Origin of the sequence: Sphingobacterium siyangense (assembly GCF_007830445.1) — a bacterium.
Lineage (GTDB): Bacteria > Bacteroidota > Bacteroidia > Sphingobacteriales > Sphingobacteriaceae > Sphingobacterium > Sphingobacterium siyangense.
Genome location: NZ_VLKR01000018.1, coordinates 39,147 through 58,619 on the forward strand (window position 1 = coordinate 39,147; position 19,473 = coordinate 58,619).

Annotated in this window: 17 protein-coding genes; 11 read left to right on the forward strand and 6 right to left on the reverse strand. The window is 39.3% G+C overall.

Features of this window, described 5'->3' with window-relative positions; all coding sequences use genetic code 11:
- The first annotated feature begins 25 nt into the window (after nucleotides 1-25).
- A complete protein-coding gene (gene mrdA / locus IQ31_RS16245; protein ID WP_120333379.1) occupies nucleotides 26-2,008 on the forward strand; it encodes a penicillin-binding protein 2 in 1,983 nt (660 codons plus the stop codon).
- The gene (gene rodA, locus IQ31_RS16250; protein ID WP_145328694.1) at nucleotides 2,001-3,266 is read left to right on the forward strand and encodes a rod shape-determining protein RodA; all 1,266 of its coding nucleotides are present in this window, start codon (nucleotides 2,001-2,003) and stop codon (nucleotides 3,264-3,266) included. The genes mrdA and rodA overlap by 8 nt, the downstream gene beginning before the upstream one ends.
- A 102-nt stretch (nucleotides 3,267-3,368) precedes the next feature.
- Here rodA and IQ31_RS16255 read toward each other — a convergent pair whose 3' ends face one another.
- Genes IQ31_RS16255 through IQ31_RS16270 form a run of 4 tightly spaced genes read right to left on the reverse strand, consistent with a single transcriptional unit; the run spans nucleotide 3,369 to nucleotide 6,236 of the window.
- Nucleotides 3,369-4,223 carry a nucleoside phosphorylase gene (locus tag IQ31_RS16255; protein WP_145328696.1) on the reverse strand — a complete coding sequence of 285 codons (855 nt, stop codon included), beginning with the start codon at nucleotides 4,221-4,223 and terminating at the stop codon, nucleotides 3,369-3,371.
- Nucleotides 4,220-4,837 carry an IMPACT family protein gene (locus IQ31_RS16260; protein WP_145328698.1) on the reverse strand — a complete coding sequence of 206 codons (618 nt, stop codon included), beginning with the start codon at nucleotides 4,835-4,837 and terminating at the stop codon, nucleotides 4,220-4,222. Before IQ31_RS16260 ends, IQ31_RS16255 begins: the two co-directional genes overlap by 4 nt.
- A complete protein-coding gene (locus IQ31_RS16265) occupies nucleotides 4,834-5,703 on the reverse strand; it encodes an EamA family transporter (protein ID WP_145328700.1) in 870 nt (289 codons plus the stop codon). The genes IQ31_RS16260 and IQ31_RS16265 overlap by 4 nt, the downstream gene beginning before the upstream one ends.
- A gap of 14 nt (nucleotides 5,704-5,717) precedes the next feature.
- A complete protein-coding gene (locus tag IQ31_RS16270) occupies nucleotides 5,718-6,236 on the reverse strand; it encodes a thermonuclease family protein (RefSeq protein WP_244294513.1) in 519 nt (172 codons plus the stop codon).
- A 531-nt stretch (nucleotides 6,237-6,767) separates the two neighbouring features.
- On the opposite strand from IQ31_RS16270, the gene IQ31_RS16275 reads away from it, so the two are divergent.
- The 5 genes from IQ31_RS16275 (at nucleotide 6,768) to IQ31_RS16295 (ending at nucleotide 12,153) form a co-directional block, all read left to right on the forward strand.
- Entirely contained in the window at nucleotides 6,768-7,592 is an 825-nt protein-coding gene (locus IQ31_RS16275; RefSeq protein ID WP_046671823.1) for a prephenate dehydratase, read from the forward strand.
- A gap of 46 nt (nucleotides 7,593-7,638) precedes the next feature.
- A complete protein-coding gene (locus IQ31_RS16280; RefSeq protein WP_046671824.1) occupies nucleotides 7,639-8,751 on the forward strand; it encodes a chorismate mutase in 1,113 nt (370 codons plus the stop codon).
- The gene (gene aroA / locus IQ31_RS16285; protein WP_145328702.1) at nucleotides 8,751-10,001 is read left to right on the forward strand and encodes a 3-phosphoshikimate 1-carboxyvinyltransferase; all 1,251 of its coding nucleotides are present in this window, start codon (nucleotides 8,751-8,753) and stop codon (nucleotides 9,999-10,001) included. Before IQ31_RS16280 ends, aroA begins: the two co-directional genes overlap by 1 nt.
- 204 nt (nucleotides 10,002-10,205) lie before the next feature.
- Nucleotides 10,206-11,312 carry a chorismate synthase gene (aroC, locus tag IQ31_RS16290; protein ID WP_075993987.1) on the forward strand — a complete coding sequence of 369 codons (1,107 nt, stop codon included), beginning with the start codon at nucleotides 10,206-10,208 and terminating at the stop codon, nucleotides 11,310-11,312.
- A complete protein-coding gene (locus IQ31_RS16295) occupies nucleotides 11,299-12,153 on the forward strand; it encodes an ROK family protein (RefSeq protein WP_145328704.1) in 855 nt (284 codons plus the stop codon). Before aroC ends, IQ31_RS16295 begins: the two co-directional genes overlap by 14 nt.
- Before the next feature lie 61 nt (nucleotides 12,154-12,214).
- Here the strand turns inward: IQ31_RS16295 and IQ31_RS16300 are convergent, their stop codons facing one another.
- The gene (locus IQ31_RS16300; protein ID WP_088162773.1) at nucleotides 12,215-14,629 is read right to left on the reverse strand and encodes an alpha-ketoacid dehydrogenase subunit alpha/beta; all 2,415 of its coding nucleotides are present in this window, start codon (nucleotides 14,627-14,629) and stop codon (nucleotides 12,215-12,217) included.
- Nucleotides 14,630-14,835: 206 nt separating this feature from the next.
- Between IQ31_RS16300 and IQ31_RS16305 the strand changes: the two genes are divergently transcribed.
- Genes IQ31_RS16305 through IQ31_RS16315 form a run of 3 tightly spaced genes read left to right on the forward strand, consistent with a single transcriptional unit; the run spans nucleotide 14,836 to nucleotide 17,340 of the window.
- Nucleotides 14,836-16,047: a DEAD/DEAH box helicase gene (locus tag IQ31_RS16305; protein WP_198385981.1), complete on the forward strand. Its 1,212-nt coding sequence runs from the start codon at nucleotides 14,836-14,838 to the stop codon at nucleotides 16,045-16,047.
- A 52-nt stretch (nucleotides 16,048-16,099) separates the two neighbouring features.
- Entirely contained in the window at nucleotides 16,100-16,846 is a 747-nt protein-coding gene (locus IQ31_RS16310; protein WP_088162775.1) for a hypothetical protein, read from the forward strand.
- A 38-nt stretch (nucleotides 16,847-16,884) separates the two neighbouring features.
- Nucleotides 16,885-17,340: an NUDIX domain-containing protein gene (locus IQ31_RS16315; protein WP_075993991.1), complete on the forward strand. Its 456-nt coding sequence runs from the start codon at nucleotides 16,885-16,887 to the stop codon at nucleotides 17,338-17,340.
- 298 nt (nucleotides 17,341-17,638) lie between these two features.
- Here the strand turns inward: IQ31_RS16315 and IQ31_RS16320 are convergent, their stop codons facing one another.
- On the reverse strand, nucleotides 17,639-18,352 hold the full coding sequence (locus IQ31_RS16320) for a class I SAM-dependent methyltransferase (RefSeq protein WP_075993992.1): 714 nt from the start codon (nucleotides 18,350-18,352) through the stop codon (nucleotides 17,639-17,641).
- A gap of 141 nt (nucleotides 18,353-18,493) precedes the next feature.
- Between IQ31_RS16320 and IQ31_RS16325 the strand changes: the two genes are divergently transcribed.
- Nucleotides 18,494-19,405, forward strand: coding sequence for a LysR family transcriptional regulator (locus IQ31_RS16325; RefSeq protein WP_232475603.1), 912 nt, complete (start codon nucleotides 18,494-18,496; stop codon nucleotides 19,403-19,405).
- Nucleotides 19,406-19,473 lie beyond the last annotated feature (68 nt).

The following is a 19,473-nucleotide window of genomic DNA, read 5'->3' on the forward strand; positions in this document are numbered from 1 at the left end:
GATCGATGGATAGAAATTCATTTCTATGAACAGTTTTTTTGCGCGTAAGTACGTCGTTTCGGGAATCTTTATTGCCATCACATTGACCTTGGTGGCTCGCTTATTCTATTTACAGATCATAGACGATTCCTATATACATTCCGCAAACAGCAATGTCATGCGCAAGGTCATTGTGTACCCGGCCAGAGGGGTTATATTGGACCGAAAGGGAAAGGTATTAGTTCAAAACGAACCGGTATATGACCTTATGGTTACTCCACGTGAGGTGAAAGAAATCGACACCGCTTTGTTCTGCAAATTGATAGACATTGACAAGGAAGGCTTTATTAAACGGATGGAAAAGGCAAGAGTACACTCCCCTTACCGTGCATCCATTTTTGAAAAACAGCTTTCTGTACGAACATGGGCCCAATATCAGGAATACCAATATCAATTTCGTGGTTTCTATGTCCAAAAAAGAACAATCCGAAGTTATCCCGACAGCATAGCTGCTCAATTTTTGGGTTATGTGAGTGAGGTAAATGATAAAGATATTGAACGCTCCAACGGGTTTTATCGTAGTGGTGACTATATTGGTCGCAGTGGGGTAGAACGTTCTTATGAAGACCTTATTCGCGGAAAACGTGGTGTCAACAACTTAATGGTTGATGCGCTGAACCGCCCGAAAGGGGTATTTATGGAGGGGAAATACGATACACTTGCTGTTGCAGGGGAAGGACTGGTTTCCTCTTTGGATAAGGACCTCCAGATTCTAGGGGAAAACCTCATGAAAAATAAATTGGGGTCCATTGTCGCTATTGAACCTGCAACAGGTGAAATATTAGCGTATGTAAGTAGTCCGAGTTACAATCCAAACATGATGGTTGGAAGACAGTCTGGCAATAATTATATGAAATTATTGAAAGACGACACCAAACCGCTTTTTAACCGTCCTATTCAAGCCTCTTACCCCCCAGGCTCTGTATTTAAGGTTGTTTCAGCACTGACTGCGCAGCAGGCCGGTGTTATTGATCGCAATACGGTATTTTTCTGCCCGCATGGATATAGCTATGGTGGTGGACGCGGCTGGATGGGCTGTACGCACTATCATGGATCAACTACATTACAGCGATCTGTAGCTGTATCATGTAACACCTACTATGGATTTACCTATGCTAAGATGATCGACGGACGTGGGCTTTCGGGACCTAAGGCTTACGATCTATGGCGCAATGCAGTAACACAGTTTGGAATTGGCCATAAACTAGGCATTGATCTGCCGGGTGAAAAACCAGGTTTACTACCTACGTCAGATTTTTATACCAAACGCTATGGAAACGATAAATGGCGTTCAAGTTTCAACATCTCCTTATCTATTGGACAAGGGGAAATGGGTATAACCCCCTTGCAAATGGCCAATATTATGGCTATCGTTGCCAACAAAGGTTTTTATTATAGACCCCATCTGATTAAAGGTATTGGCGCACAGAAAATTGCCAAGAAGGAATTCACCGAAAAAGTCAGTGCCGGCGTGGATGAGCGGTATTATCCGGTTGTTATCCAAGGGATGAGTGATGCTGTCAATACGCCCGAAGGTACCGCATGGGCCAATCGTATCCCAGGCATCGAAATGTGCGGAAAAACGGGTACAGCACAAAACCCACACGGAGAAAACCATGCCGTTTTCTTTGCTTTTGCGCCTCGAGAAAACCCTAAAATTGCCATTGCTGTCTTTGTTGAAAATGCTGGTTACGGTGGAACCTGGGCAGGACCTATCGCAAGTATGATGGTTGAGAAATACCTCAAAGACACGATAACTGCACCAAAATATATTCAGGACCGCATTTATAAAGCGAATTTTCTTCCTGCACCAAAAAAGGTTGTCGATCCAAAGGCCAAAGAAGTAAAGAAAACGGACTCAGTCAAATCGAAAACCGACACTTTAAAATCGAAACGTCAGCTGGCGGCCTTAACAAAACCAAAGGAAACAATTGTTCACCATAGCGAGATAAAGAGAAGATATGAATAATCAAAAAACTAGTTTCTTTGGAAAGATAGACTGGCTAACCATCACTCTTTGGCTTGCGCTATGCTTAATTGGCTTATTCAATATCCGTGCGGCTGTATTTAATCCTGAACTACCCAATTTCTTTACCTTAGGAACCAATTATGGAAAACAATCTTTATATCTTGTTTCTGCAATTATTCTAGGAGTATCCATTCTGATCATAGACGCGAAATTTTTCAGTTCCGCCTCACCGATATTTTATGGTATAACAGCTGTCCTGCTTGTCATCGTGCTCGTTGTAGGACGAAATGTCGGCGGAAATCAGGCATGGATTGACTTAGGCTTTTTCCGCTTGCAACCTTCTGAGTTTGCAAAACTTTCAACCTGTCTGCTCTTGGCTAACTTTTTAAGTTCTCAAAGTAATAAAGCTCCGACTATGCAGACACTGGCAATGGGAGCCGGTATTGTCTTATTCCCTGTATTTTTGGTGATGTTACAACCCGATACGGGATCTGCCCTTGCGTTCTTTTCGTTGATTTTTGTCTTTTACCGTGAGGGCTACGTAAATAATGAGCTACTTATATTTGGCGGTCTTTGCATTTTACTTTTTGTCCTTGCTTTATTGGTCAAGCCATGGATACTTATCTTGATTTTAGCATTACTCATTGGCCTTGTCATGTGGAACTACCGCAAGAGAAGGAAATACATTATTAATCTAAGTATACTTTTTGCAGCCTGTGCTGTATTTGTTCTCTGTGTAGACTTGGTCTATGAACATGTCCTACAACCCCATCAACGCGACCGTATTGACATTATCCTAGGCAAAATGGAAGACCCTAAAGGTAAAGGATATAATTTGAATCAGTCGAAGATTGCAATTGGATCGGGGCAGCTTCTAGGCAAAGGTTACTTACAGGGAACCCAAACGAAATACAATTTTGTGCCTGAGCAGAGTACGGACTTTATTTTCTGTACCGTTGGAGAAGAGTGGGGATTTGTTGGATCGGTTACCTTATTACTTATCTATCTCACCTTACTGCTACGCATTATTCATATCGCCGAACGACAGCGTTCAGCCTTCGCCAGGATATATGCATACGGTGTAGCGTCCATCCTCTTTTTTCACTTATTTATCAATATCGGTATGACAATAGGTATTGTTCCGGTTATCGGAATTCCGCTGCCTTTTATCAGTTACGGTGGTTCATCCTTATGGAGTTTCACCATTTTACTGTTTATCATGCTTAAATTTGATTCAAATAGAAAAGGAGTTGTCTAAAAACAACTCCTTTCCTATTTGTAGCCTTATTTAGTTTTTCTCAACTCTTTTACTGCATCAATTGAGAAAAAAAAAGTCTCCCTTGCCTGCACAGACAAACGGTTAAATACGCTCCAAAACGAGCTGTATAGCTTTATCCACAACTTCTTCAGGTGCGGAAGAAAACCGGCCATCTACCCGACTTGCCAAAATTGCATTGATGGATAAAGCCTGATGTCCAAACATGTTAGCCAATGCATAAATACCAGCTGTTTCCATTTCCAGGTTGGTGAAACGCTGATCTTTATATTGAAAGGAGCTGATCAAGTTTATAAAATTGGGAATCGTATTAGTTGATCGGACAGTCCTTCCCTGCGGAGCATAAAATCCGGGCGCAGTCAAGGTTACTCCCTTCGGTAAATCAAAGGCTATTCGATCCAGAAGGCTTGCGCCAGCTTTTGCAACGTAGGGCTTTAAGTTTAATGCGGAAAAATATTCGGCTAGCTCAACCTGAAGCGCCTGCTCCTCGCCATCGTAAGATCCCTGATAATAGTTCATCAATGCATCAAGACCTATTCCATATGCAGAGGCCAAAATAGTTCCCATCTCAACATCTTGTTGTACCGCTCCAGAAGTTCCAATGCGAATAATATCCAATGAAGTCAGCGAAGTCTTTACGGTTCTATTGGCAAAATCAATATTCGCCAGCGCATCCAGTTCATTCAACACAATATCTATATTATCAGTACCTATACCTGTTGAGATTACCGTCAACCGTTTATTTCCCAGATAGCCAGTATGCGTAATAAACTCACGCTTCCCTTTTTTGAGTTCAATACGATCAAAGTGTTTCGAGACTTTCGCTACACGGTCTGGATCACCGACCGTAATTACTGTACTTGCCAGATCTTCCGGCAACAAATTCAGATGATATATACTGCCATCTGCGTTTAAAATCAATTCCGATTCGTTGATCATATCGTATATAAATAAGTTAACTGACAACCTTCTATTTTGGAAAACCGATCAACAACTCGATTGACTTGCATTTTTCGGACTTCAAACTCCAAATAACACTGATTATCAAATTCCTGCTTTTCAACTTCGACGCCCTCTTCCTTTATGATCCGCATAATATCATTCATATGGAGGTAATCGAAGGTAATACCATAATGGTCATTCACTGTACGCTTGATAATTTCTGCTTGGGTCAAAGCATCTTGGGTTGCTGATTTGTAGGCATTAATCAAGCCTGGGACACCCAATAATGTACCACCGAAATAGCGAACGACAATCACGATAACATTGGTTACATCCATCGACAGGAGAACGTTCAAAATTGGGCGTCCTGCTGTCCCCGACGGTTCTCCATCATCATTCACACGAAAAACAGCACGATCTGGCGTGAGACGATAAGCCCAACAATGGTGTCTAGCTTTCGGATGAATCGCTTTCACTTCCAAGATCAGATCTTTTAATTGGTCTTCGGATTTAAATGGAAAAGCATAAGCAATAAATTTACTGCCCTTATCCCTAAAAATTCCCTCGTATTTTGCATCAATAGTCCGGTAAGTATCTTCAAATAAACTCATAGATATGCTATGATTAAAACTGAAACAATAGAAAGCGCTATGCCTAAATAATTCAATAATGATAACCTTTCTTTAAAAAATAAGACGCCAATTAGAGCGCCCAATGAGATCACACCAATATTCATCCCAGTAAATACGACTGATGGATTGTCTGGTAGGGCACGATGCGCTTTCATATAGAATAGGATATTACAGAAGTTAAATACTCCCAAAACCAATCCATATCCCACAGCTTGCCTTGAAAAACGTTGCTTTTCCACAAAAAGGAAATACAGCAATAGCACCATTGCAATAAACATCGCCATCACAAAGATAATAAACATGGAACTGATATAAGGTATAATAACATGCAAGGCGACCTGTTTGAAGAGGATATCAATTATACCCATACCGATAAATACCAATAATGGATAAAGTGCTTTATAACGACTATCAGCCATCGAGCTATTGTGCTGATTTTTTTGCCAGCCAATAGAACATAAGATGGCTAATAAACCAAGGGCTATTCCGAGCATCTTATGTCCCTCCATTTTTTCATGAAAGAAGAAAAATGATGCAAGCAGGGGAATAAACAACGATAGGCGTTGTGCAATCTCTGTCTTGACCAAACCACTATAGCGAATGGACAAAGCTATAAAAACAAACATCCCTGGAAGTAGTATCGCCAGACTCGTATACAACGTAACCGGCATAGCATCCCATACGAGCGATTTTAGATCCGGTTGCAATACAAAATAGGTCAGCGCAACCGCCATGGGGTAATTCCAAACAATAACTTGTTTAGTTTCGACTCCATTTTGTTTTGCCAATTTTAATAAAACAGCAACGGTTACGCTGCAGATGACACTTAATAAAACAAAAATCATGATTCAAAATTCATTTATTTCCAAAGGCCACGTTTCTCCTGACGAGCCTGACGTTCCAATTTTACAAATAAATCTGCATATTGTACATTTGGTGCTAGTGTATAGGATACTGCATACCCCTGTTCAACCAAATCCCGATTGACGAATTTCTTTCCAATATACACATAGGCAAGAAGTCTTCCATACCGATCCCGTTTTCCAACGTCAAAGACTAACTTTACACTTTTTCCATTCAGCATTGCCGTTAAATACTGCTTTGCTTCTTGACCATAGTAACCGATTTCCTTGCGTGCTGTCCGTCTCGTTTCCGGGGCATCTACCCCTATCAACCTAACTTTCTCCCCTTTTGAGGTTCCATTTTCAATGACAAAGGTATCACCATCGATAACACGCTTTACCCTCGCTTCTTTTTCCTCTCCTTTAAAAGTAAAACCTGTCAATAAAAAACAGATCATACATCCACATACATAAAAATTACTTCGTTTTAGCATAAAATCCAGCGTTTGCCCAAAGGTAGTAAAATACTTTTTCAACAAAACAGTCAAAAAAAACGGAAATATTAATATTAAAAACACATAAATTTAATGCAAAAAAAACAGTAAAAAATCACATAAAAACACAATTATTTTCAATATAAAAAATAACACTAAAACATAATTTACTATAAAAAAAAACAACAAAACAAAAACTTAAGCAACTAAACAACAATACAATATCAACATTAAAGCAAAATAAACACTTTAAAAACATCACAAATAAATCACTAAAAATTAATCAAAAAAAACCACATAAAAACACATAAAAAAATCATTAAATTAACTCAATATTTATAATAAAAAATTATTTTTTTTCTTTGATATTTCAAAAACATTCGTACATTTGAAATGTCAAACAACAACAGGATGAACAGAACGTATACATATTTCTATTTTAACTTCTTTTATTTTAAAAATAAGAGCCGGGATTAGATTGTGTATAAATCATAAAAAATACAAACAAGAAGAGTCCCGGTTCAAATGATCGGGACTCTTTTTTTTGGAGACAACATAGCGAACAAAAAAACAATGAGTTTAAAAATTGCAATACAGGGAGCAAAGGCTTCATTTCATGAAGAGGCCGCATTTAAATTTTTCGGAAGAGAAGTTGAAATTGTAGAATGTGATTCATTTAAAAAAACTTGTGAATTGCTGAAGCAAAGAAAAGTCGACTATATCGTTATGGCGATCGAAAATTCAATTGCGGGAAGTCTATTACCGAATTATAATTTATTGAGAGATTACAAGTTCCATATCACTGGGGAAGTTTACCTAAACATTCAACAGAATCTCATGGTACTGCCAGGCGTTAAGTTAAAGGATATTAAACACATCGAATCGCATCCAATTGCCATTCGCCAATGTGAGGAATTTCTTTCTGAACTTGAAGGTGTACGTATAACCGAGGGATCTGATACCGCTGCAACTGCGAAAATGATTGCGGAGCGAAAATTAACGGATACTGCTGCAATTGCTGGGACATTGGCTGCTGAAATCTATGGTCTTGAAATATTAGAAAAGAGAATCGAAACCAATAAAAAGAACGCAACGCGTTTCCTCGTATTATCTAATGAAGTTGTCGAACATAAGAATGCCAATAAAGCATCATTATCATTCCAAACAGGAAATACAGTAGGATCCCTGGCGACTATTTTACAATGCTTTGCCGAACAGAATATCAATTTGAGCAAAATTCAGTCAATGCCGGTAATCGGAAAACGCAATGAATATGATTTTTTCGTTGACGTAGAATGGAAAAAACAAACAGACTACGAAGCAGCAATACGTAAAGTACTCAAACATAGTGTCAATTTCAATATTATGGGCGAGTATGTCAAAAACGAAAAACTATAATTAACAATTTACGCATACAATATTAAAATAGATAATCAAACTTAACATGAAAAATACATTAGACATCACTCCTTTAAAATCTTGGTTGGACACAGGAGACAAACCTTTAATTATCGCAGGTCCTTGTAGTGCTGAAACAGAAGAGCAGCTGGTATCGACAGCACATTTGTTGGCAAATACCGGAAAAGTAAATATTTTACGTGCTGGTATCTGGAAGCCACGTACTCGTCCGGGAGAATTTGAAGGTATCGGTTCAATTGGTTTGGAGTGGTTGAAAAGAGCGAAAGAAGAAACAGGTTTATTAACAGCTACTGAAGTTGCTACTGCAAAACACGTGGAAGAAGCTTTGGCTGCTGGTGTGGATGTACTATGGGTAGGTGCACGTTCAACTGCCAATCCATTTACCGTGCAAGAAATTGCTGATGCTTTACAAGGTGTAGATATTCCAGTATTTGTTAAAAACCCTGTAAACCCAGATTTATCGTTGTGGATCGGTGCATTGGAACGTATCAACCGTGCTGGAATCAAAAAATTAGGTGCTATTCATAGAGGTTTCTCTTCTTACGAGAAAACAGCATTCCGTAATGAACCGATGTGGGATTTAGCGATTCAGTTAAAAACTGCTTGTCCTAATCTACCGATTATCAACGACCCAAGTCACATTTGTGGAAACCGCGAATTGTTACCATACATCGCACAAAAAGCAATGGATATGGATATGCAAGGATTGATTATCGAATCACATATTGATCCATCTGTCGCTTGGACTGACGCAAAACAACAAGTAACGCCAGCTGCATTGGCCGAGTTGATCGACCACTTGACGTTACGTAAAGCAGCTTCTGACAATCCTTCATTCGAAGATAAATTAGCAGAATTGCGTAGCAACATCGACAAATTAGATGATTTGATCATCCAAAAAATTGGTGAACGCATGAAAATAGCTGAGAAAATCGGGGAATACAAACGCGATAACAACGTGACAATTTTGCAAGTTAACCGTTGGGATGAAATTGTTCAAAAACGCACAAAATTAGCGGAAGCGCTTTCTTTGGGTAGCGAATTTGCGACGAAATTCCTGGAATTAATTCACAACGAATCTATCCGCAAACAAAATGCGGTCATGAATACTCAGGAGCAACCAACAGCAGAAGCATAATGAATCAACAAGTCATCACGCTGACGCATCCTTCAAAAAAGATACAGGGCACGGTCCAACTCACAGGTTCAAAATCTGAGAGCAACCGTGCTCTTATTATCCAATCGTTAAGTAAAGGACAAGTTGAAATAGCCAACCTCTCTGAGGCTGCAGATACAGTTACCCTAAACCGCGTATTGCAAATCGCATCAGAACCGCAACCCGGTTATAATACGATTGACATAGGTCCTGCGGGAACGGCAATGCGCTTCCTTACAGCTTACCTCAACCTTGTTAAAGGCAATTTCATCCTGACGGGGACAGAGCGTATGCAACAGCGTCCAATCGGAATATTGGTTGATGCCATGAAAGAAATTGGCGCCGAAATCCATTATGAAAAAAAGGCAGGGTACCCTCCTTTGAAGATTGAAGGTGGATTATTTCAAGGAAAAGACCGTGTTAAGATCAAAGGAAATATCAGCAGTCAATACATATCGGCCTTGCTATTAATTGCTCCGGCATTAAAAAAGGGACTTACGTTAGAGATTGAAGGCGAATTAACTTCCAGACCTTATGTATCCATGACCTTAGATATGCTTAAAAGTGTCGGGATCCAACATGAATGGACGGAGAATGCGATTAAAATTGCACCGCAAGAATTCGAAAAGCAAACCATATATGTCGAGCCAGATTGGAGCGCAGCATCCTACTGGTATGCTATTGTAGCACTAGCCGACGCAACTGCATCGATTGTATTGCCCGGACTAAGACAACATAGTTTACAGGGCGATATTGCCATCACAGACATTATGGAGCATTTTGGTGTTTATTCGAGCTTTGAATCGGATGGATTGCATTTAAATAAAAAAGAAATCAATTCAGACAAAACGTTGTTCGACTTTAAAGAATGTCCTGATCTCGCGCAAACAGTAGTCGTTGTCGCAGCAGCTTTAAAACGTGATGTTTCCTTTACAGGTCTAGAAACCTTAAAGATTAAGGAGACCGACCGTATCGCTGCGTTACAGACCGAAATCGCAAAGTTCGGTGCTGAATTGATCGAAGATGGTGATACTTATCACCTGAAAACAGCACAGGTATATCAGCCTGAAGATGTGACCTTCGACACTTACGAGGATCACCGTATGGCGATGGCATTTGCGCCGCTGGCTTTAGTTTTTGACCAAATCAAGATTGCTGAACCTCAAGTTGTAGAAAAATCATATCCTGATTTTTGGAAACATTTACAAGCGCAAGCTTTTGTAATTGACTAACATATTAAAAACAGGGATTAACATTAACATTAATCTCTGTTTTATTATTCAATCTCCCAGATAGCCTTTAGCCTGGGACAGAAAATTGTGATGTAATCTATTAGGCCATATACGAGTTACAGATCCATAAATTTGTAGTCAGTCTGGTGCTTTAGAATTGCATTTAAAGGCAAATTTATCTAAGTTTATTGAAATTTAATTTTTATGGCAGGAAATTCATTTGGCGATTTATTCAGAATTAGCACTTTTGGCGAATCACACGGCAAAGCTATAGGTGTAATTATTGATGGTTGCCCTTCAAATATAACAATAGACGAGGAATTTATCCAGTCTGAGCTCGATAAACGTAAACCAGGTCAATCTAAGATCACGACACAAAGAAAAGAAAGTGATACCGCACAGATTTTATCTGGCGTATTCGAGGGGAAATCAACGGGAACACCAATAGCAATTGTTATTCCAAATGAAGACCAGCGTTCGAAAGATTACACACATATCAAAGATATCTTCAGACCTTCCCATGCTGATTTCACCTATCAGATGAAATATGGTATCCGTGACTATCGAGGTGGTGGACGGTCTTCGGCGAGGGAAACCGCTGCCCGTGTTGCTGCAGGTGCAGTAGCAAAAAGCTTCCTGAATCAATTTGGCATAGAAATCTTTGCCCACGTTTCGGGGGTAGGCACCATCGAGGCACCAAATGTAGATACCAAAGATCTAAAAGCTTTGCTTGAATTACGGGAAGCTAACATTGCACGTTGTGCAGATCCAGCAACAGCAAATGAAATGGTTGAGTTTATCGACTCGGTCAGAAAAGCGGGTGACACGGTTGGCGGACGTATTTCGGCTGTCATCAGACATGTCCCTGTTGGTTTAGGCGACCCGGTCTTTGATAAGCTCCATGCAGACCTTGCAAAAGCAATGATGAGCATCAATGCTGTACATGGTTTTGAATATGGTTCAGGTTTTGCAGGTTCGGAGTTGCGAGGTTCCGAACATAATGATATATTTGTAGCAGATGACCATGATTTAAATCGAGTGCACACACATACCAACTTCTCTGGAGGGATTCAGGGAGGGATTTCAAATGGTATGGATATTACTTTTAAAGTAGCATTTAAGCCTGTTGCCACTATCATGAGAGATCAAGAAACAGTGGATATCCATGGCAACCCTGCTATTGCAAGTGGCAAGGGAAGACATGACCCTTGTGTTGTTTCGAGAGCAGTAATTATTGTGGAAGCTATGGCAGCACTTGTAATCGCGGATCATCTACTTAAAAATCAAAGTTACAAACATGCTGCAAGATAATTATGTCGTAGGTGTTGATATTGGAGGCACACATATTTCTGCCTGTATCATTGACACAAAACAATGGAATATATACTTAGAAAACGTGGCCAGAAACCACGTTTTTTCTCAAGGAGATGCTAAAACGATTTTACAAACCTGGGAATCAGCTATACGCGATATCATCGCCACTTCTCCTGCTCCAATTCAGTTCATCGGCATTGCTATGCCGGGCCCCTTTGATTACGAAAATGGAATATCTAAAATACAGGGACAAAGCAAGTACGACAATCTTTACAATAAAGATGTCAAAACTCTTTTAGCTGAAGAATTGGGACTTTCGCCTACGTCTATTCACTTTATCAATGACGCAGCAGCCTTCCTACAAGGTGAAATATTCGTACAGAACTTGCAAACAAACAACCGGATATTAGGAATTACGTTGGGTACTGGACTTGGATCTGCGGTATGGAATAAAGGTGAGAAGGCCTTTGATGCCGCCCTATGGAACAGCCCTTATGAAGATTGTATTTTCGAAGAATTTCTTGTCACACGGTGGTTCGTCAAACGTTTCAAAGAAGTAGCAGGAAAAGATGTTACGGGACTTAAGGAGATTTTAGATAATCATCGGGAAACTGAGGAATTTCAAGTCATCAAAGATGAGTATGCTAAACATCTCTTTGATTTTATGCAGTTCTTCGCAGAGAAACATTCTTCTGAAATATTTATAATCGGTGGCAATATCGCTAAGGCGCTACCTATTTTCATTGGTGACCGAAAAGAATTTGAAAGATTTCAAATTTACACCGCAATACTTGGTGAAAAAGCAGCTATGATTGGTGCTGCGAGTATATTCAATTAAGAAAAGAATCATCCCACCCGTTGGAATATTTAGCTTAGTCAAGCAAAAAAGTATCCATCTATTAAAACATAGATGGATATTTTTCTGGATTAGCTTCATGCATAATTGCATACACTGTCTCGACAACATCGTCAGAAGATGGCTTCGAGAAATAATCCCCGTCGGAACCATATGGTGGGCGATGTGCTTTTGCAGTCAGTGTTCTCGGCTGACTATCCAATAGATAGTAGCCATTTTGTTTCTCTAAGATCTCTTGTAAGATGAAAGCTGAAGCCCCACCAGGTACATCCTCATCTACAATAAGTAGTTTATTTGTTTTCTTCAGCGATTCGGCGCAAAGTTTTCCTTTGTCAAAAGGCTGCAATGTCTGTGCATCAATAATTTCGATGAATATCCCCAAGCGCTCCAGTTCCACAGCCGCTTCTTCAACAACACGTAACGTTGAACCATAGGATACTACAGTAATATCGCTTCCCTCTTTAACACATTCGGCATAACCGATTGGTACCGTAAATTCACCGACGTTTTCTGGTAGACGCTCTTTTAGACGATACCCATTCAGACATTCGACAACAATAGCCGGTTCGTCAGAGCGGAACAACGTATTATACATGCCTGCTGCCTGTGTCATATTACGCGGCACACATACATGCAAACCTCTCAAGGATCCTAAAATTACCGACATAGGTGAGCCCGAATGCCATATACCTTCCAATCGATGGCCACGTGTACGAATAATTAATGGTGCTTTCTGACCAGCAAAGGTGCGGTAACTTAAACTTGCCAAATCATCACTTGCTACCGTAATTCCATAGATTAGGTAATCCAGGTATTGGATCTCAGCAATTGGACGAAGTCCACGGATTGCCAAACCCAATCCTTTTCCTATAATTGAATTCTCCCGAATACCGGTATCAAACACGCGATGCACACCAAGCTTTTCTTGTAAACCTGCAAAACCTTGATTCACATCTCCAATCTTACCGACATCCTCTCCAAATGCTAATAGTCTTTCGTCACGTCTAAAGTTCTCTTCAAAACATAGATTCAAAACCTCACGTCCATCGACCACTTTAGCTTCTTCACTATAGACTGCAGGTACGACCGTCACATGAGCAGGTGAATCTACACCATCTGTAAATAATTTCGAATTATAACGTTTCTCATTCAGTTCCTGCTTCTCTTTATACCAATTTAACAATTGCTGGCGCCCATCACTATGCTGACCTTTAAGCTCGTGCAATACCTTGCGAACCTGGCCGTAAACCTCTTTCAAAGAAGGCTCAACCATCGATTGTAATTTCTTTGACGCAAAATCAGCCCGCTCATTTGGAATACCCTGAAGTAAATCAATGGCTTCCCTAGCTTCAATACTCAACGTTTTAATATAATCGGCCCAAGCCCGTTTTTGTTCTTGACGAACATGGTCTTTGGCATGTTGATCCAATTGATCCAATTCCTCTATGGTAGCAATACCAGAACTTAAGATCCATTCTTTCATTTTCGCTAGACAATCGAAGTCAGTTTCCCATTGTAATCTATCTTGCGATTTATACCGTTCGTGTGAACCTGAAGAAGAATGTCCTTGAGGCTGCGTCAATTCGGTCACATGAATCAAACATGGAATATGTTTCTCGCGCGCAATATGGGCAGCCTGTTCGTACGTTTCACATAAACCCGCATAATCCCATCCTCTCACTTTGAATATCTCAATTCCGTTTGTCAGTTCTTCCTTCTGAAAACCTTTGAGGACTTCTGAGATATCTCCCTTTGTTGTCTGAATTTCATTGGGCACAGATATCCCATATCCATCATCCCAAATAGAAATCACTGTTGGAATCTGGTGAACACCTACGGCATTAATAACTTCAAAAAATACACCTTCAGAAGTCGCTGCATTTCCGATAGTGCAGAATGCAACTTCATTTCCTCTATTTGAAAAATAAGATAGGTAGTCTAAATTTCTATTCTGCTTATACAACTTAGAAGCCAAGCCCAAGCCCAGCAATCTTGCCATCTGACCACCGGTGGTCGAAATATCTGAAAACGAGTTTTTCTGAACCATTTGATCCAACCAGTTCCCTTGGTCGTCCACAACACGAGTCGAAAAATGGCAGTTCATTTGCCTTCCTGCAGAAGAAGGATCTGCCTCGACATCGGGATGGGCATATAATTGAGAGAAAAAATGGTAGACATCACTGATGCCAGAAGCAAATATAAATGTTTGGTCACGGTAATATCCCGACCGCCAGTCCCCATTTCTGAAAACTTTAGCCATCGCGATTTGTGCCAATTCTTTTCCATCGCCAAAAATACCAAACTTAGCCTTACCTGTAAGCACTTCTTTACGTCCCAATAAACTCACGTAACGACTTTCTAAGGCAGTTCGATAATCATTCACAATAATCTTTTTGAACTCGTCAAAGCTCAAAGTGGAAATAGATTCATTGTTTTGGTCAAATGCAGTATCAAACATATTCTTTTTTGTTTCAACAAATTTAACAAAAATATTATTCTATATAATTGGTGTTTATCAAATAAATTGATAATCAATAACTCAGATTTGAAATAGAATATTCTAATTTCTCAAATTAGTACTTTTTGACAAAAAATCCTAATTTTTACAGATTTTTAATTCCTATAAGCAGGCAAAAACACCATTGTCCTTTTAAATTTTTATTTTTGGGTTTTACATTCATTATTTTGAATTTTTCAGCACTTAAACTCGATAAAATCCTTGTCGCTAATCTTGAAAAACAAAAGCTTTCTTCGCTTACACCTATTCAAGAAATAGCTATCCCTGCCATTTTGGATGGTAGAGACTGTTTGGCGATTGCCCCAACCGGCACGGGTAAAACGGAGGCTTTCGCCATCCCTATTATTCAGCGCTTACGAACCAAGATTACCGCAGACCACTTATCGGTCCTTATACTCCTTCCTACACGGGAACTCTGTATACAGACCAAACAGCGCATATCAGGCCTTATCGATGGTATGGATTTGACTATCGCTAGTTTCTATGGTGGGGGAACTTATGAAAGTCAACTTGAAGTTTATCCGAAAGCCCAGATGATCCTCGCTACTCCAGGACGCTTGTTGGATTTTATTGAACAAGGTATTATCGATCTAAAAACGATAGATACATTGGTGATCGACGAATTCGATCAATTGTTGGATCTCGGTTTCACGAAAGAACTCAATAAAATTATCGGCACATTGCCCGCTGAGAGACAAACCATTTTCAGTTCGGCAACGAAAACCCTTGAAATCGAAAAAATTGTTCGAAAGAGATTAAGTAACCCTGTCGAGATCAACCTAGAAGCAAAGACCAAAAAAGGCCAAATAGAAGAATCTGTACTCTATGTCGATAAAAATGATAAAAAGAATCTTCTCCGTTATCTCCTTGAGAACCGTGTCTCGTGGCAGGTAATTGTTTTCACGCGAACAGTTCATGCAGTAGAACGGATCGCAACAGATCTAGATCGACACGGCATTTCTTGCTCGGCATTATATGGCGATAAATCACAGCAAAAACGAGAAGAGATTATTGATAAGTTCAGACAAAAAGAGATACGTGTATTAATTGCGACGGACCTCTTGGCTCGAGGTGTAGATTTTCCAGACCTAGAGGCTATCATAAACTACGAGATTCCGGATAGCCCTGAGCTCTATACGCATCGAATTGGGCGAACAGGCCGTTCGGAAGCGACGGGAAAGGCGTTTACCTTTTGCGATGCAGAGGACAATGAAAAGTGGATAAAATTACAGTTATCCTTAAAACGGCAAATTAAAATTGATGATCAACATCCTTATTTATTGAGCTGGGAGAAAATGCTTTCCAGTAGCCAAAACAATCAACGAAAAGGTGCCTCGAAATCTAGAAAACGTCGTTAATTAATAAATATTCTTTTACTTTTACCAGCAAATCAAAAAATCACAATCCGAGATGAATACAATACATTTATTTGACGATAGCAACAATGCGAATGATAATCGATTGGGAGACCTTGAAAAAACGATTATAATAAATAGCCTGATGGAAGTTCCCTTTGAAGAGCGGAATGAAGAGTGGCGTGATATATTTCTGGCTAATATTGCTGAATGTACCTTAAAATTAGCAGAAACAGAAGTGGTTGTTGGGCCTGACGGATTTCCCTATTTTCAACTTGAAAGTGTTCCGAAGGATCAGAACTTTCAGGCTTTTGTCATTAAAAATCGGCTAAAGGATTTCGTGTTGCCAAAAGGTTTTGGTATTGCTATCAATACACAAAATGAAAACCCAGATTGGGTATTCACCTATGGCGACTTAGTTAACTACTTTTTAAACGGAGAGTTTTATACAGATGATAGTGTTTTCTCTAAGAAAAATGAACAGACGATTATCGGCAAAGATGAAGAAATATTAGTGGGGCAACCTGCCGAGACAATTCTTCCACAGGCTGTCCGCACCCAATTACGTGAATTTTTGGATTATTATGGCGTAAAGAACACAAAGGTTATGCTCCTAGCCCGTAATTATAAAGATGAAGAAAATGCTTCACAAGATTTGGCATTCAATATCGTTGCAAATCAATTCAGGACTGAAAAAGAATTTACCAATATCATGGAAGCAATAGGCTGGTTTCTTCCCAGACATTATTCCTATATCGGATTGGATGAATTTGCAGTAGACAATGGTTTTATGCCACTGTAAAAAAACAGAAACTAAATATATACAAACATAATTAACCCATGTTTCCATTTAACGTAAGAGTGTACGGAATATTGATCAATGAAAATCAAGAGGTATTGATCAGCGACGAAAGAACGGAAAATGTTTCATTTACCAAATTCCCTGGTGGGGGCTTAGAATACGGGGAAGGCTTATTGGATGCTTTGATCCGGGAGTATCAGGAAGAATGTGACTTTGACATTGCTGTGGTTAAACATATTTATACCACAGACTTTTATGAGAAATCAAGCTTTAACGATAGCCAAATCATATCGATTTACTATCAGGTAAAGAATACCTCAGCTATTCAGATCAGAACGACTACCAAAGCTTTTGATTTCGATCCTGATCAGAGACCTGAAGATAATAAGCTCCAATCTTTTCGATGGGTACCAATTGAATCGGTTTTAACGGCAGATTTGACCTTCAAAACAGATCAAATCGCCTGGGAAGAATTCTTAAAAACAGTCAAATAATAATAATTTTTCAATTTTCATCATTTTTATTTGTATTTAAAAAATAAAGACATATCTTTACGTAAACCAATGGAAATACTTGATTTTTTTAAAGTATTGACCTTAATAATTACATTTTATTATTTATTTGACATCTCGCATGTGACGAGGAATAAAAGTAGAGAAGCGTGGGATGGATACATACATTGGTTTATTGAATTTGTAAATTCCTAGTCCTATAGGTTTTTTAATAGTTAGTGTGATTTTATGGCGATACTCCCCGTATCGCCTTATTTATTTGACACTCGTTTTCCAGCCCCTATTTGAATCCCATATAAGAAGCAAAACAAAGATTTTTGTGTAGAACATCAACATTTTTAAAGCCAACTTGTGTCAATAAGTTTAGTTGATAGATCAGCGATCTTGGTGTATCCTCGTGTTCGATATAGTCAAAAACATGATCACGATACTGCTCATCCTTAAGGTTAGTTAAGTATTCACCATATTTTTCCCTGTAAATTAATTTTTGAAGCTGTTCATTATTTTGCTCAATCAAATCAAAAATCCACAGACTTCCTCCGGTTCTTAATAAGCGGAACAGCTTGCTAAACGCATTTTCCCAATCTTTATCATCTCGAAGATGATGTAAAACAGATGTTGCGATAATGACATCAAATTTGTTTTCCTCTAAAGCTGCGGCACGAAAGTCGCCTTTAATCAACTGAATTTCTCCCTTGGTTAATTTTCCAACGCGTTCCCTTGCTCTATTTAACATTGGCTGGCTCAGGTCCAACAGACTAACATTTGGATTAGACTCCAATTTTTGCAATAGTTTTACGTCGTAATTGCCAGCTCCGCATCCAATGTCCAATATATTTTGAGCGTTTGGATAAAGACTGACAATGGCATCCGTAATAAGCTCCATGTTCCATACCGCATCCAATGTGGTTGCTTGACCTGTTTCTAAATTTGAGAACCGCTCGACATCGTTGTCAAACCGTGTTTCAATCTCTTGTAGCGTCGCTTTGTTCATCTGTAAATTGTTTATTCTCTAAAGTTCAGATAGATTCCCCCGCACAGCAGTATCTTAAACTGTCTGATCGGCGGTATTTCATCCATTAATTTTTAATAATTTAAAGGTAGGACTAACTGGAATTCATTAAAAATATTTATTTTGTCATCAATTCATACCAAAAAAGTATCGATGGAAATCCGACATCTCATTTATTTCAAAACAGTAGCCGAAGAGCTTCATTTTGGCCGAGCAGCAGAACGCTTATTTATGTCCCAGCCCCCATTAAGCCGGCAGATTAAAGATCTAGAAGACGAATTAGGTGTTATTCTTTTCTTCCGAACCAACAAACGCGTCGAGCTAACGGAAGCAGGTAAATACTTTTTGGAGGAGGTTGTGGAGATCCTACAAAATATCGAACACAGCAAAACGATCACCAAACAGATCCACAACAATATCTCAGGAGAATTCAAACTGGGCTATATTAGTTCGACACCTAAGAAAATGCTTGCTACGGTATTAAAGCAAATTCAATTGAAATTTCCATACTTAAGAGTTAGTCTTTTCGAAACATCGACGCAGAAACAAAAATTAGCACTCGAAAACGGAAAATTGGATCTGGGTATTATGCGTGCTCCAATTTATTCAAGTGAATTGCTTACCACTCCCCTTTTCGAAGACCCTATGGTTATTGTAGGTCATTCACAGGTGAAATTTAATGCGATCAACTTTTTTAATGAAAGTTTCATTTCTTTCAATCAGAAATACGCATCGGAATATCACCGACTTGTTATTAATACCTGTAACCGCATGGGATTCGAACCCAAAATTGTACATCAGAGCAATTCGATGTCTTCCATCCTTGAGTTGGTGTCACAAGGCTTGGGCATGGCAGTCGTCCCTGCGTCCACTATCAAACAATACCCGCATTTAAACCTAAAAATCATGAAGCTTGAGGATATGGATAGCAAAACAGAAGTGATCCTGGTCTCTAATATAAAAAGTAAAAACAGTGCATTAGGCGAATTTATAGCCTGTATCCAGAAAGAGTATCTTGATTTTAATGCGTCCTAAAGTGGCATCGATTGAAATTCCAGTATAAAAAAACGGAGTCAGCATGTTGCTGACTCCGTTTTTTTATG